This window comes from Kineosporia sp. R_H_3 (assembly GCF_002198675.1).
GTDB lineage: Bacteria > Actinomycetota > Actinomycetes > Actinomycetales > Kineosporiaceae > R-H-3.
Window position 1 is genome coordinate 1 of record NZ_MWLL01000015.1, and the last position, 14,674, is coordinate 14,674.

Annotated in this window: 12 protein-coding genes and 1 tRNA gene; 10 read left to right on the top strand and 3 right to left on the bottom strand. The window is 65.2% G+C overall.

What is annotated here, in order from left to right; all coding sequences use genetic code 11:
• The 10 genes from ECOMGDLI_RS00970 to ECOMGDLI_RS01010 form a co-directional block, all read left to right on the top strand.
• Positions 1 to 1,040: DUF1565 domain-containing protein (locus ECOMGDLI_RS00970; protein WP_143447401.1), on the top strand; the 1,040-nt coding region annotated here is incomplete at its 5' end.
• A 420-nt stretch (positions 1,041 to 1,460) separates the two neighbouring features.
• Complete coding sequence (locus ECOMGDLI_RS00975; RefSeq protein ID WP_088312717.1) at positions 1,461 to 2,108, top strand: hypothetical protein; 648 nt, start codon at positions 1,461 to 1,463, stop codon at positions 2,106 to 2,108.
• A 3-nt stretch (positions 2,109 to 2,111) separates the two neighbouring features.
• Positions 2,112 to 2,714, top strand: coding sequence for a sugar transferase (locus ECOMGDLI_RS00980; protein ID WP_088312719.1), 603 nt, complete (start codon positions 2,112 to 2,114; stop codon positions 2,712 to 2,714).
• Positions 2,715 to 2,833: 119 nt separating this feature from the next.
• Positions 2,834 to 2,906, top strand: a tRNA-Ala gene (locus tag ECOMGDLI_RS00985).
• 226 nt (positions 2,907 to 3,132) lie between these two features.
• Positions 3,133 to 5,592: a DEAD/DEAH box helicase gene (locus ECOMGDLI_RS00990; protein ID WP_143447402.1), complete on the top strand. Its 2,460-nt coding sequence runs from the start codon at positions 3,133 to 3,135 to the stop codon at positions 5,590 to 5,592.
• 431 nt (positions 5,593 to 6,023) lie between these two features.
• Positions 6,024 to 8,354, top strand: coding sequence for an ATP-binding protein (locus ECOMGDLI_RS00995; RefSeq protein WP_158220822.1), 2,331 nt, complete (start codon positions 6,024 to 6,026; stop codon positions 8,352 to 8,354).
• Positions 8,347 to 10,014 (top strand): DEAD/DEAH box helicase family protein, encoded by a 1,668-nt coding sequence (locus ECOMGDLI_RS01000; RefSeq protein ID WP_088312726.1) that lies wholly within the window; start codon positions 8,347 to 8,349, stop codon positions 10,012 to 10,014. The genes ECOMGDLI_RS00995 and ECOMGDLI_RS01000 overlap by 8 nt, the downstream gene beginning before the upstream one ends.
• 20 nt (positions 10,015 to 10,034) lie before the next feature.
• On the top strand, positions 10,035 to 10,646 hold the full coding sequence (locus tag ECOMGDLI_RS33520; protein ID WP_143447403.1) for a hypothetical protein: 612 nt from the start codon (positions 10,035 to 10,037) through the stop codon (positions 10,644 to 10,646).
• Entirely contained in the window at positions 10,643 to 11,083 is a 441-nt protein-coding gene (locus ECOMGDLI_RS01005) for a very short patch repair endonuclease (RefSeq protein ID WP_088312728.1), read from the top strand. The genes ECOMGDLI_RS33520 and ECOMGDLI_RS01005 overlap by 4 nt, the downstream gene beginning before the upstream one ends.
• A complete protein-coding gene (locus ECOMGDLI_RS01010; protein ID WP_088312730.1) occupies positions 11,083 to 12,258 on the top strand; it encodes a DNA cytosine methyltransferase in 1,176 nt (391 codons plus the stop codon). The genes ECOMGDLI_RS01005 and ECOMGDLI_RS01010 overlap by 1 nt, the downstream gene beginning before the upstream one ends.
• A gap of 52 nt (positions 12,259 to 12,310) precedes the next feature.
• On the opposite strand, the gene ECOMGDLI_RS01015 is transcribed toward ECOMGDLI_RS01010, so the two are convergent.
• From ECOMGDLI_RS01015 to ECOMGDLI_RS01025, 3 genes are read right to left on the bottom strand one after another with little or no spacing between them, the layout of a single operon-like run.
• A complete protein-coding gene (locus ECOMGDLI_RS01015) occupies positions 12,311 to 12,928 on the bottom strand; it encodes a phosphoesterase PA-phosphatase (RefSeq protein WP_088312733.1) in 618 nt (205 codons plus the stop codon).
• Complete coding sequence (locus tag ECOMGDLI_RS01020) at positions 12,925 to 14,133, bottom strand: MAB_1171c family putative transporter (protein WP_088312735.1); 1,209 nt, start codon at positions 14,131 to 14,133, stop codon at positions 12,925 to 12,927. Before ECOMGDLI_RS01020 ends, ECOMGDLI_RS01015 begins: the two co-directional genes overlap by 4 nt.
• Positions 14,123 to 14,674 carry a hypothetical protein gene (locus tag ECOMGDLI_RS01025; RefSeq protein ID WP_088312737.1) on the bottom strand — a complete coding sequence of 184 codons (552 nt, stop codon included), beginning with the start codon at positions 14,672 to 14,674 and terminating at the stop codon, positions 14,123 to 14,125. The genes ECOMGDLI_RS01020 and ECOMGDLI_RS01025 overlap by 11 nt, the downstream gene beginning before the upstream one ends.

The following is a 14,674-nucleotide window of genomic DNA, read 5'->3' on the forward strand; positions in this document are numbered from 1 at the left end:
CGCAGGGCCGTCCCGCCGGCCCCGCCCGTCGTGCCCGGGGCACGGCCCTGCGCCGGGCGCTCGCCGCGCTCGTGCTCGCAGTCCTGGCGCTCCCGCTGACCCCCGTCGCGGCACCGGCGTCCGCGGCCTCGTCCTACGTCGTGGCCCCGTGGGGCAGCGACTCGGCCGCCGGCACGTGGGCCCACCCGTTCCGGACCCTGACCCGGGGCATGAAGGCGCTGCGGGCCGGCGGCACCCTCGTCGTCCGCGGCGGCACCTACCGGGAGCGGGTCAAGCTCCGCCCGGCCAAGGGGACGGCGTCCCGCCGGATCACGGTCCGGGCCGCCGAGGGCGAGAACCCGGTCGTCCGGGGCGTGCTGTGGCTGTCCGGCGCGGACTACTGGACCCTGCGGAACATCGATGTGACGTGGAGCACGGCGAACCGGTCGAACGAGCACATGGTCAAGATGAGCGGCGGGGTGGGCTGGCGCATCTGCGACGCCCAGATCTGGGGCGCCCGGTCCTACGCGGCGGTCCTCGTCACGGGCGGCGCGCGTGCCTGGAAGATCGACCACAGCTGGATCCACGACACCTACCGCACGCACACGGTGAACCAGGACCACCTGATCTACGTCAACGCCGGCATGGGCGGCGGGGTCATCGAGCGCAACGTCCTGTCGCGCAGCACCAACGGCCGCGGCATCAAGGTCGGCCCGGCGTCCCCGTCCGCCGGGGCGGTCGGCAACGTCGTGATCCGCTACAACACCTTCTACGACAACCGCGGCCCGTCGAACGTGCAGCTGTCCTACGGGGCGTCGCGGGTCCGTATCTACCGCAACATCTTCGTCCGCAGCGGGTACGGCAAGCCCAACGTGACGACGTACCGGCTCAGCGGCTACGGCAACGTCATCGCGGACAACGTCGGCTGGGCCTCGACGCGGGTCGTCTACCCGGCCCGAGGGCTGCGCAACGCCGGCGGCAACGTCAAGATCAACCCGTACCTCGGCTGGGGCTACTCCCCGGGGTCGGCCCGGGTGCGGGGGTACGGGCGCTTCGGCTGAGCGCTGGACGCCCCTCACGAGCACGACAACCTCTTCCTCGTCGACCACCCCGGCCGGCGGAGCCGGGGTCACGGTCCGTCAGCGTGCCATCCTCCTGGGTGGCACGCTGACGCGCCCGTCCATCATGCAAGGAGCGGCCGGTGATCGTCCGGCGATCCGCCTCGGCCCTCACCTCTTCGGCCCTTTTCCTGCAAACCTCCGACCGGCTATCTGCGCCCGCTGATAACTTCCGGATTCGCAAGGACGCGGTAACCAGGTGTAACAGGGACCGGTCGTCCGGATGAACGACCTGTAAACGCGCAGGTCGGACTGATGGGACGCCGGGAGCTGGACCTCCGGCTCGTGATCCGGGGCGAAACGTGCGGAAGGGGCGCAGACTTGTCTGCAGCAACAAAGCGGCTGTCGTTGCTCGGTGTAGCCGTGGCGACGGGGGCCGAGGTGCTCGCGGTCTGGCCGGGGGTCGAGCGGTGGGCGCTGCGCCTGCTCCTCGCCTTCGTGGCCCTGTTCCTCGTCCTCGTGGTGATCGGCAACACGGGGGGCCGGACGGCGTCCGACTCCCTCCCGGAGCGCCGGTCCCCGGACCGCTTCAAGGCGGAGATCAACCGGGCCCGCCGCTACGGCCGGGCCGTCGCCCTGGTCCGGGTGCGGACGTCGGCGGTCGCGGTCGCCGAGCGGCTCGCGACCGACCTCGACTCCCACCTGCGCGCCGACGACGGTCACTGGACCGACGGCCGTGACGTCCTCGTCGTCCTGCCCGAGGCGAACCGTTCGCACGCGATGCAGTTCGTCCGGCGCTTCCAGGCGACGCTGACCGACGTCCGCGACAGCCAGGTCGTCATCGCCTCCTTCCCGGAGGACGGCACGACGTTCGGCGCGATCGCGTCGACGATCGAGGCCGCCGCCCCGGTCGAGACGCTCGTCCCGGGCGAGGACGGCGCACCGGTCGCCCTCATCAACCTGCACGACGCGGACGTCCCGACGGTCCCGCTCCGGCTCGCCGAGGAGCGCGCCCGGCAGCAGGACGACGCCGGCTGGGACGCCGGCGTGGGCGACCGCCGGGGGGCCTGAGGCATGGCCTTCGACTACCGGCTCGTCAAGCGGCTCGTCGACCTGCTGGTCTGTGCCGTCGTCCTGCCGATGCTGCTGCCGGTCCTCGCGGCCTGCGCGGTGGCGATCCGGCTCGACACGCCCGGGCCGATCATCTTCGGCCAGTGGCGCACGGGCCGGGACGGCAAGCGCTTCAAGATGTACAAGTTCCGCACGATGGTGCGCAACGCCGAGGAGCTCAAGGCGGAGCTCCAGCACCTGAGCATCGTCCGCTGGCCCGACTTCAAGATCATCGACGACCCGCGGATCACGCGGGTCGGCAAGATCCTGCGCAAGACGAGCCTCGACGAGCTGCCCCAGTTCATCAACGTGCTCAAGGGCGACATGACGCTCGTCGGCCCCCGCCCCACGTCGTTCTCGGCGGACACCTACGCGCTGTGGCACACCGCCCGGCTCGAGGTGGCCCCCGGGCTGACCGGGCTGTGGCAGATCGAGGGCCGCAACCAGGCCTCGTTCGACGAGCGGCTCCGGATGGACATCAAGTACATCGCGACGATGCGACCGATGGGCGACCTCAAGATCGTCCTGCGGACCGTGCCGGCCGTCCTGCTCCGCAAGGGCGCGTAGGCGCCGTCGTGATGCCGGTCCGCGACGCGCGGGCCGAACCGATTTGGAGTCACGCCCCTTCGCTGGGATAGACTCCTCAAGCCTTCACGGACGGGCCCTCGGGCCCTCCGCGAGGTGAAGGGGCTGTGGCGCAGCTGGTAGCGCACCTCCATGGCATGGAGGGGGTCAGGGGTTCGAATCCCCTCAGCTCCACCGCATCACTGCAGGTCAGAGGCCCTCTGCTCGAATCGAGTGGAGGGCCTGACTGGCAAATGTGGGCAGAATGTGGGCACAGCCCGCCGTCCGCGGGCGGACTGACGCGGACCACGATGTGACATGTGCTGTAGGACCTGTGATTGCGCGGCACGATGGAGGTGACCCCCGGTAGGGGCTGATGATGGTGGGACTCGACTTCGGCAGGCTGACCAGGCGATCTGTCGTGGACACCGCCACGGAACCGAGACGAATCTTTGCCGCGCTGCCCACCCGCGCACCGAAGTACGCCCGACCCTGGGACGTGCAGACCCAGGTCTGGGACCGATGGCATGGCCGGCGCACCGAGTCCGACCTGCTGGTCAAGATGAACACCGGTGGCGGCAAGACGGTGGTCGGGTTGATGATGCTCAAGAGTTGTCTCAACGAGGGCGCCGGCCCGGCCGTCTACATCACGCCTGACATATACCTCGCCAATCAGGTTCGGGCGGAAGCCGACGCCCTGGGCATCGAGACCACCGACGATCCCCGTTCGGGCCGATTTCAGTCCGGCAAGGCCATCCTCATCACACACATCCACAAGGTGATCAATGGCTTGTCGGTGTTCGGTGTAATGGGGGACACCCGGCAGCGGATCGAAATGGGCTCTGTGCTGGTTGACGATACGCACGCCTGCTTGGCGACCCTGGAGGACCAGTACACCCTCACCATCTCCCGCGGCCACGCAGCCTACAACGAGCTCGCCAACCTGTTCGACGACGCACTGCGTGACCAATCGCCCTCTGCCGTTCGCGACCTGGCCGAAGATGTTCCGGGTGTTGCACTGCGCATCCCGTACTGGGCTTGGGCAGACCGCCATGAGCAGGTCCTCAACGTGCTGCACCCGCACCGCGAGAGCACCAACAAGTTCACGTTCGTGTGGCCACTCATCCGTGAGGTTCTGCACCTATGTGACACCGCGATCAGCTATAGCGAGATCGAGATCAAACCGCCCTGCCCACCGATTGACCGGATCCCTAGCCTGGTCGCCGCAAAGCGCCGGATCTATCTGACTGCAACTCTGGCCGATGACAGTGTCCTGGTCACGCACTTCGACGCCGCGCCCACCACCATCGCGACTCCAATCACCCCGCAAACCGCGGATGACCTTGGCGATCGCATGATCCTCACTCCGCTGGAGACTCACCCCGGCACTACGGACGACGAAGTACGAGACTTCCTCGTTGAGCAGGCCGCGCGCCACAACGTCGTGGTCATCGTGCCGTCCCGCCGGCGAGCCGCGTTCTGGAGAGACGTCGCGGCCGCCGAGCACGACAGCACCACCATCCACGACGGTGTCCGCAGCCTGCGGGAGGGGCACGTCGGCTTGGTTGTTCTGATCAATAGATACGACGGCATCGACCTCCCCGGAGACGCCTGCCGCATCCTCGCCCTCGACGGGCTCCCCGAGGCATATAGCGCTCTGGACCGCATCGAAGCCCTTGCCCTGGACGAGAGCGACGCGATGATCACGCGTCAGATCCAGCGCATCGAACAAGGCATGGGCCGTGGAGTGCGATCCAATGATGACCACTGCGTGGTCCTGCTACTCGGCTCAAAACTCACCCAGCGCCTGCACAGGGCCGGCGGCGCCGCAAAATTCAGCCCGGCGACCCACGCCCAACTCCTGCTATCTGAGCAAGTCGCCGACATGCTGCACGGCGTGCCGTTTACCGAGCTCGGCAGCGTGATCAACCAGTGCCTGGACCGGGATCCTGAATGGGTTACCGCGAGCCGTGACGCCCTCGACGGCGTCACCTACCCAACCACCAGCACCATCTCTGGTATCGCTGTTGCCGAAAGGGAAGCATTCCGACTGGCTGAGCTCGGCCGCTACCGGGATGCTCACGACAAGATGCGTGAGGCGATCACCGCCGCCAGCGGCGACCGCCGCCATGAGGGCTGGCTGAAGCAACGCGCCGCCGGCTATCTGCACCTGACTGATCCAGCCGCTGCGCTGCAGATGCAGAGGTCCGCTCAGATCGACAACAGGGCGGTGCTACGCCCGAGGGATGGCGTCGAGTACCACCGCTTGAGCAGCATCGCTGACCAAGCGAGGCAGGCCGCCGAGTGCCTGACCACGCGCTACAGCAACGGAAACGATCTGATCGTCGGCGTTGCGGCGATCCTGGAAGACCTCAGCCCTGATCCCGACCCGGCCAGCGTGCCGAATTTTGAGCAGGCCGTGCACGATCTCGGCTTGCACCTGGGTCTCGGCGCCCAGCGGCCAGAGCGCGACACCGGGGAAGGCCCGGACGTGTTGTGGTCCCTGGGCGAGTTGGCCTACCTCGTCATTGAGTGCAAGAGCGGCAGCACGACTGACGCGATATGGCGCCACGACGCGGAGCAGTTGTCACACTCGATGGACTGGTTCGACGAGAAGTACGACCACACGTGCAGCGCGACACCGATCCTGATCCACAAGAGCCTCATGCTGCACAAGCAAGCGTCGGCGCGGCCAGCGGCCAGAGTGGTCACCTTCGACAACCTCGTCAAGCTGCGCGACGCCGTCAGCAAGTACGCCGCAGCGCTGGCAGCCGACAATGGCTACCGGGACACGGGGAAGATCAGCGCCCAACTGGCGACGTGGGGACTCAACGGCAAGTCGTTCGTCCAGAAGTGGGGAGTGGCGCCCCGCAAGACGTGACTGTTCGGGGGTTCATGACGTTTGCGGCATACCGAAGAGGAAGGGACGCGACGCTCGGCTGTTCCATCCGATCTGGGGACCAGGGCTATCGAAGGTGCCAGCGCAGTTCCGGTGACAGCTTCCCAGGTCTGACGTCAATCCGTCTCCCCTTGCCGAGGTGCAGATGCTCAGCCTTGCGAGCCTGCGCCATGGCGCCCTCAACGAGGTCGACGAGGTTCGGAACGGTGGGACCGGGGGGACGGAGGCTCCTGCCGGGACGACCGGACCGCTCTCAGCCCCAGCGCTGAGGCTTCGGTCTCCGAGAGTGACGTGTCGGTTCCATCGTGGATCCTCTCGACACGAGACAGCTCGGGGGCGGAGTGTCGGACCTCGCGGATAGGGTCAGTGTCATTAAGCCGTGACGAGTGGAACGTGCCCGAGGAGTATCAGTCGTGACTGAGGAACTGAGCGTCCCCGTGACCGGGACGACGATCGATGTCACCCCGCACCCTCGCCTACTGGCCGTGCTCGGTGACATCGAATTCGCCCCGTGGCAGTGCCTCGCCGAGCTCATCGACAACGCCTTCGATGACTTCCTCGCGGCACGACCAGTGGGTGAGACGCCGACTGTTGCCATCTCGCTGCCGGGACGACGCTCAGATCGCCGTGACGCTCAGGTCTGGATCAACGACAACGGTCGGGGAATGAGCTTGGAGCACCTCACCGGTGCTGTCTCGGCAGGCTGGACCAGCAACGCGCGATACGGAAAGCTCGGCCTGTTCGGCATGGGCTTTAACATCGCAACTGCTCGGCTCGGCAACATCACCACAGTCCGCACCACTCGAGCTGGTGACCTTGACTGGCTCATCGTCACGCTCAATCTGCGAGACATGGCGAAGAATGCCAACTTCGAAGTCCCGATCACCCGAGAGCCTAAAGATGACATCTCGGTACACGGTACAGAGATCATCATCAGTGACCTGAAGCAGGAGCAGCACGAGGCTCTTTCCAGGCAGCAGACCAAGATCCGGCGTGTCCTCGGTGACGTCTACTCGTTCCTGCTCCGCGAGAAGGGGTTCTCGCTGCTCGTCGACAACACGGCGGTCCAGCCGTTGCTACCATGCGTTTGGAACCACGACCGTTTCGTGGTGGTTCGAGGTGAGCGCATTACCGCGTACATTGAGATCAACAAGGATCTGACGCCACTGGCGGCCTGCCAGGACTGTGGCCGATGGCAGGATGCTGGCGTCTCGGCGTGCGAGGAATGCGGAAGTCGCCAGATAGAGGTTCGGGAACGCCGAATCGAGGGTTGGCTGGGAATCCAGCGATACTCTCACAAGACCGACTTCGGTATCGACTTTCTACGCAACGGCCGGAAGATTCTAGTACGTGACCCCAGTCTATTCTCGTGGGTTGACCCGAACGAGCCGGGAGCCCATCCAGTTCCAGAGTACCCAATTGAAGTGCCCTACGAGGGTCGCATTGTCGGCGAGATCCATCTCGATCACGTGCGGGTCAACTATCAAAAGAACGCCTTCGAGTTCGACACTCCGGAGTGGAAGTACGCCGTGCGTCAATTGCGCGGCGAAGGACCGCTACGGCCGCAACACGCACGTGCCGCTGGCTACGACACCAACGAGTCCCCGATCGGGAGACTTTTCACCGGATACCGGCGACTGGATCCGGGCCTGCGCAGTCTGGTTCCTGGCGACGGATCGCACGCCATCAACCAAAGGTCCAGGGACTGGGCGGAAGAATTTCGGAGGGGCAACCCAGACTTCGAGAGCGACGCCATGTGGTACGAGGCCGCTCGCCAGCATGACGAGCCCAAAGCCAACGTACCTCCGGAGGCCACGCAGACGAGTGACGATCCCGAGCAGGACGCCCGTGCCCGTCTCGGCATCCCGTCGCCGACCGACCCTGTCCCGATGGCGCCCGACCTGGCGCAGGTGCGAGAGACCGAGGAACAGAAGCAGGAGCGCTACCGCTCAGCAGGGGAACAGCTACTTGACATCTCAGGCGAGTACTCGTTACCGAACTACAGTTCCTGGCAGGTAACCGTTTACGGGCTGACTGGGACTGAGATCGTCGACTCCAATGGGCAACGAGTTCCCGTCTATGTCCAGGGGCAGCGTGGGCCTGAGGTACACGTTTTCGTTGATTTTGAGCACCCGCTCTTCACCGCGTTTGGCGGTGACCCACGCGAGTACGCAGTGATCGGGATTGCGGAGTACATGCGGGAGCGGCGGGGAAGCAACACGACCCTCAGTTCGATCGTCGCGGACGTCAAGGAGCGTTGCCTACCAGACCAGAAGGTCACGCCAGACGCGCTGGCTGCTGTAGCGCACGGTCTCTTGAGCCGCCTCCGAGACGCCATGCGTCCCGTGGTCGCCGGCAATGCTGAGGGGTTCTGGGCGCTCATCGGCGCGGATGACCAGGCGACGGCCGAGCAAGCCTTCGCCGGTGAGGGACTCGACATCGCGTGGGCTGACGTTCGGGCCGAAGGTGAGTGGATCGCCTACGCCCCCGTCACTGCCGTCACGCGGCTTGTTCAGCAGCGCCCGGACAACTTCTTCGACGGAAAGGTATTCCGCGCCAGCTACGGCTCGTTCCAAGACGCACACGCACGTTCCCTCGCTGTCAGCCGCATAGCAGGCTATCTGAGCGATGTCGGTTTGCTTGCTGAGCGTCGGACCCGCACGCGGCCGGATGATCTGAACCGTGGGCGTCTGAGTTGCCGCCTGCTTGACAGTGAGCTCGCTGAGGTTGCGACCAATGACTGAGTCGTATGTCGACCCGCGTCTACTCATTCTTGGTGGACCAGATCGATTCACCCGACAGGTGGAGCGACTCCTAGGGCAGCTTGGATATAGCGACATTATCAACATCGACGGAGCGGGTGACCGAGGTGGCGATCTGCTGGCGACCATCAGCGGCGTTCAGTGGGTCCTCCAGTGCAAGTGGCAGCGCCGCGGCTCAGTTCCGAAGGCGGGGGTAAACGAGGTTTCCGAGGCCATGGACCATTACCGCGCAGAGCGTGGGGTCGTTGTCACGAATGTTGCCCCTAGCCGAGACGCGGTGACGCGCGCTCAGACGCTCGCGCGCATTGGCCAGCGGATTGATTTCTGGACTGGCGCAGATCTGAGCCAGTTATGGGATCAGTGTCCTGAGCGAGGTGCGCGTATTCGGCTGCGCGACTATCAGCGGGATGCCGTGGCTGCCCTAATCGAAGACATAGACACTGAAGGTCGCGCGCTATTGGTGCTGGCTACAGGGCTCGGCAAGACAGTCATCGGGGGAGAGGTGATCGCGCATCACCTCGAGCTCGACCCGAACGCCGATATTCTAGTGGCCGCCCACACCAAGGAGCTGGTGGCTCAGCTGGAGCGAGCTGTTTGGCGCCACCTCCCTAAGACAGTGAAGAGCCAGATATTGACCGGAGACGAGAAACCCGCCGACCTGCACGGCGTCACTTTCGCCACCGTGGCGAGTGCTCTCACGGCCGCACGTCGAGGTTACCGGCCGGCGGTGGTAATGGTCGACGAGACCCACCACGTCGGCGAGGACGGTCACTACAGCCAGTTGCTTGACGAACTCAAGGACTCCAGTCAGTTCGGTGTCACCGCGACGCCATGGCGAGGCGACAAGTACGACATAGAGGACCGGTTCGGCTCGGCCTCTTACAAGCTCGGGATTGAGGAAGGTATGCGTCGGGGGTACTTGGCGCAGGTCGACTACCGCCTGTTCGTTGACAACATTGACTGGGATGTAGTTAAGGACGCCTCACGCCGCTCGTACTCGATGAAGGAACTCAATACCAAACTCTTCCTGCCGCAGCGTGATGAGGCAGTGCGTGACGAATTGCTCACCGCGTGGAACTCAACTCTCGATCCACGTGCCATCGTATTCTGCCAGACTATCGAGCACGCCGAGCGCATGGCGGAATTACTGCGTCGCACGCCGGAGTGGCACAACGCCCAGGCGATCCATACCGGACCCGGTTTGACGATGCGTGACCGGCAACTCCGGCTCCTCGACTTTAGGGCGGGACGGGTTCCGATTCTCACTGCGGTCGACATCCTGAATGAGGGGGTCGATGTGCCTGACGTCAACATCATCTGTTTCGCGCGCGTAACCCACAGCCGGCGAATCTTCGTGCAACAACTCGGCCGTGGGCTCCGACTCCGCGAGGGCAAGCACAAGGTCATCGCCCTCGATTTCGTTAGTGACCTTCGTCGAGTGGCGGCTGTCCTAAACCTGCGTCGACAGACCGAGGCGGACGAGATCGAGGTTCTGCCGAACGTGCCGCAGCCCGAAATCACTTTCTCCGACGCCAAAGCCGAATCCCTACTTGAGCAGTGGATCTTGGATGCGGCCTCGCTAGAGACCACGAACGACGATGCGCGCTTGCAGTTCATCGACCCGGAGATTGCGGTCCCATGACACGTGCCGACTCTCGCAGAGTGCCCGCCGAGCAAATCGAGTCGGTGGTGAAGGCACTTTACGCGGACGCCGACCGAGGGGGATGGGAACACCTTTCACCGAACCAGCGCACCGCCCAATATGACAAGTGGGTCTCGGACCCCGAGATCGGTGGCCTGCTCACAGAGTATATGAGTAGCGAAACGGCACGTTCGTGGATCAAGGACGGACCGATGAAGGAGTATGCCCGGGCCCTCCAGGGCGCGGGTCGATATGCTCGATTCGGTTCCTCGCTGGGGCCAACGCCGACGCTGATTGCCCGCCATGCACTGGGTCCAGGGGCGATAGTCATCGATGGCAGCACGGGGGTGAAGCCTTTCCATGGCGTCGCGTCTGTTGAGGGAGGAACCAAGACATACCTTGCATGGGGCGAGGCTAAGAACTTCCGTTACCTTGTCTGGGCATGCCTGAACTACCTGGCGGCGACGCCAGGTGTGGAGGCGGTCATTGTGGTCACGGAGACCATGGCCGACCCGACAACGGCGGCCGAAAGGTCACGACTCGCCATTATCGCGGACCGCTGCTCTCTGGGGCTGAAGTACTACCGGACCGCGGCAGCGAAGCGCGTAGCAGCTGAAGGGGGTGCGTCATGAGGCGCGACCCTGTGGTGACATCGCGCATCATGGCGGCGGTCAAGAGTTCGGGAACTCGCCCCGAACTTGCGTTGCGCCGAGAGTTGTTTGCCCGTGGGCTTCGTTACCGCGTTCGTACCACAGTGCTGGGGCGGCCCGACGTGATCTTCGCCGGCCCGAAGGTGGCCTGTTTCGTCGACGGCGACCGGTGGCACGGCAATGGCTGGAGGCTACGCGGCTACGCGTCGTTCGAGGACGAGTTCCAACACCATAACGCGGAGTTCTGGAGGCAGAAGATCACCCGCAACATGACGCGCGACCGCGAAGTGACCAGACGGCTGCAGGCTGATGGTTGGCTGGTCTTGCGAGCCTGGGCTTCGGACATCGAGCGCGATCTCGGCGCGGTCGCCGACCGGGTGGAGCTGGCCGTGCGTGCTCGAACGAAGGGGGAGCCCTGATGGCCCCCCGACATACCTCCATCGAGCTGTTCGCCGGTGGAGGAGGAATGGCTCTCGGCACCCGCCAGGCCGACTACGAGCACCTCGCCCTGGTTGAGTGGAACAAGAACGCTGCGGCGATCTTGCGCCACAACGCCAAGAAGCATCCTGAGCTTTGGCCGGTCGAGGACGTTCACGAACAGGACGTGCGGGAGTGGCTGCGCGAGACCGACATCAACGAGGACGAGGTCGACTTGGTGGCCGGGGGACCGCCGTGCCAACCCTTCTCGCTGGCTGGAGTACACGCTGGCGACATGGATGAGCGAAACATGTTTCCGGCGGCCATCGAAGCGGTTCGAAAGTTTCGTCCACGCTTTGCGCTTTTTGAGAACGTGCCTGGATTGACCCGGCCGTCCTTTGCGCCGTATTTCAGCTACATCAAGCACCAATTGGAGAAGCCGACGATCGCGGCCAAGGGTGACGAATTGTGGACTGAACATCACGATCGCGTGAAGAAGGCACGAGCCCGAGAACTCCGCTACGTTGTTCACGAGCTTCTTCTTGACGCCGCCGACTTCGGGCTTCCACAGAATCGTCGACGCGTCATCCTGGTCGGCATACGTAGCGATGTGCCGGGCGCCGAGTCGTGGAAGGAGCCTGATGCCACGCATAGCAGGGACGCGTTGCTCTACGACCAGTGGGTTAGCGGAGACTACTGGACAGAACACCGCGAGGCCATGCCTGAGTTGCCAGATGGTCTGGAGAGTCGCGTTCGTGACCTGAAGGAGGGTGGACGGCCGCCGGGCCTTCGGTGGCAGACCATTCGTGATTGCATCAGGGGTCTTCCAGAGCCGGTCGACCGCTTGTCAACACCCGGCTTCGCAAACCATGAAGGGATTCCGGGCGCACGCACTTATGCGAAGCACTCTGGGAGTCCCTTCGACTGGCCCGCTAAGACAATCAAGGCAGGTGTTCATGGTGTAAGCGGAGGCGAAGCGATGATCCGTTTCGATGACGGGACCGTGCGCTACCTCACTGTGCGTGAGGCAGCACGGATCCAGGGCTTCCGGGATGACTATGAGTTCCCTGTGGCCCGCTCCCGCAGTATGGGTGCGATCGGCAATGCGGTGGCCGTTCCGCTGGCCGAGCTACTTACCCGGCGACTGTCTGATCTTACGATGACTGCTGGCGAGTAGTTGATGAATCGAGCCCGATTCTGGCGCACGGCTGGGGTGGGCACGAATTGAGCTACCTTAGGCTCGCCATGGTCAGCGTCGCGACAGCGAAGCCGACCAAGGCCCCCGTCGATACCTGCGCGACTGTGTGATCGCGCAGACTGACTCGGGCCCAGGCAATGCCGGCGACGAGAGGGCATAAGGCCCACATGGCTGCTCCGAACTCGAGGACGAGGATGGCGAGGGTGCCGGCGGCGCAGGCTGTGTGGATCGAGATCTTCCAGAAGATGGTGATGGCGAGCGCGACGGCGACGCCCGCGACCATGGCCGCGACGAGGGCGAACAGGGCACGAGGGGCTCCGAGCCACCAGGTGAGAAGCAGCCCGACGGTGACCGACACCAATCCGATGACCATCATGATCGGGCGTTCTTGACGCTTGGTGAGGTGGCGGTCGCCAAGGTGGCCGCGCCGGATGCCGAGCATCATGATCGCGTAGGGGAGACCGCCTGCGAAGAAGGCGGTAACGGCGCCGTAGAGCAGGCCACGTCCCACGCTGGGGCTGGCGTGGATGGCCACCGCAAACAGCAGGGCGACGATGAGCACGATCGGTGCCAGAGCTTCGGTGAGGAGGCGCGCCACGACCAAGGCACCCGTCCGGCGAGGCTGCTGTTGTGCGATGTCCCTGGTCACGTGGTCGTCCTCGGAGTCGGGTGGCTTGGTGGATTCTCCCCGATGGCGGGACGGGCCGTCACAGCGAGATGGTGTCGGGGCGACCTGGGCAGCAGGCGCGACACTCGGGCGAGGTGATCCACATCGTCAGCCAGGGTTGAGCTCGCGGGCTTCGACCTGGGTTGCGCATGGGCGATCCGGCCCTCGCGCTTGTTGGCCACTGCCGCCAGTATCGCGAGCACCTCGGATTGCTCGTCGTCCGGTCGAGCGGGAAGGGAAACGCCGGGAGGCAGGTATGGGGCAAGAGCGAGGTAACCATCCCGGATCTCGATCACTCTTCGGTACAGCCGCAGGTCCAGGTCGCGTAGTCGGAACACGTCGACCAACCGAGAGCCAGGCGGATCGAGCGCAAAGCCGGCTTCGGCGCAATACATCAGCTCCCAGAGGCGGTAGAGCCGTTGCAGGTTCCGATACGTCACGATCCACGTACGAGCGGCTCCGGCGCGGTGGGCCAGGTAGGGGAGCGCTGACCCGATGATGACCAGCAGCCCGCCGGCGACGGCGAGCAGCCGAGAGATCGTCGACTCGATGCCGCCGTCGGCGCTGCCGCGCCCGGCGACGAGCATGACGACGAAGACGGCCTTGACAGCGACGTAGCCGAGCCCGAGCCAACACCCCAGACCAATCAGCCGCAGGGCGAGCGCGAGCGGGCGTTGAGCGGCTCGGCCATATCTCATCGTGCCGCGGATGACATCGATCAATGCCAGCCACAGGTAGGCGAGGGACACGACCAGGTAGGCGGCTACGGCCGGCTCATGGCCGTAGTCGCGGGTGAACCTGGCGGTAGGGGTGTCGACGGGCGCGGCCAGGAAGCACGCCCACAGCGCGACGACGAAGGCCCCCAGGACCAGGCCGCGCCGTCCGAACCGAAGCCCGGCGGCCCCCTGGTCGCCCAGCCGGTGGAGCATGATCTGGACCGACCAGGCGGCACCGAGCAGGGCCGTCCGCGCGATCGGCTCTCCGATGTTGGCGACCCCGGTGACTCGGCCTACGGCCAGGTGTACCGCGGGGACGAAGAACGTCGCCGTGATGGCGAGCAGCCCGAACGTGACCAGCAGCATGTCGAGGGCAGGTTCGCGGTGGCGCCGTCGCAGCACGCTCGCCGACTCGACTGCAGTGGTCAACCACAGCAAGACCGCGACGAACGCGACGGCGTCATCGACCACGACGCTCGTCCTGTCGGCCGCCGAGGGTCGCTTCGAGGCGAGCGAGCACGTCTGCATCCCTCGGTCGAACGGACGCTCTCGACTCCGTGGACGCCGGCCGTTCGGCCCGTTGCAGGACGAGCGTGGCGATCATCTCGGCTTCCTGCTCCTCGACCGCGGAGTAGCTCGACCGGGACAACACACGCCTCACCATGCTCGGGTCGAGGTCGGGCAGCAGCCCCGCCAGCAGCTCAGGCGCAAGCTGGGTGGTCGGCTCGTGCGCGGCGAGCAGGTGGGCCAACTCGTGAACGATGATGTGATCACGGTGCAGCCTGCTGGTGCCGTCCTCATAGAACACCCAGTCGACTGCGGGCAGAGCCAGCCATATCCCGCACGGGCCGAGCGGGGAGGTCTTGGCGAGCAGCCGGACCGGCCGGCCACGGCGGCGACTAACGGAGTCCGCGAAGACGTGGACGTCGAAGGGGTCCGGGACCTCGATGTCCAGCAGGAGCCGCTCGCAGCGCTGACGCAGCGCCTTCAAGTTCACGGCCACCCCCTCCAT

What these genes read in the sequence shown, in the direction of transcription:
- ECOMGDLI_RS00980 (WP_088312719.1), top strand. Translation starts at nt 2,112, where the DNA reads ATGGCCTTCGACTACCGGCTCGTCAAGCGGCTCGTCGACCTGCTGGTC.
- ECOMGDLI_RS01000 (WP_088312726.1), top strand. Translation starts at nt 8,347, where the DNA reads ATGACTGAGTCGTATGTCGACCCGCGTCTACTCATTCTTGGTGGACCA.
- ECOMGDLI_RS01005 (WP_088312728.1), top strand. Translation starts at nt 10,643, where the DNA reads ATGAGGCGCGACCCTGTGGTGACATCGCGCATCATGGCGGCGGTCAAG.
- ECOMGDLI_RS01010 (WP_088312730.1), top strand. Translation starts at nt 11,083, where the DNA reads ATGGCCCCCCGACATACCTCCATCGAGCTGTTCGCCGGTGGAGGAGGA.
- ECOMGDLI_RS01025 (WP_088312737.1), bottom strand. Translation starts at nt 14,674, where the DNA reads ATGGAGGGGGTGGCCGTGAACTTGAAGGCGCTGCGTCAGCGCTGCGAG.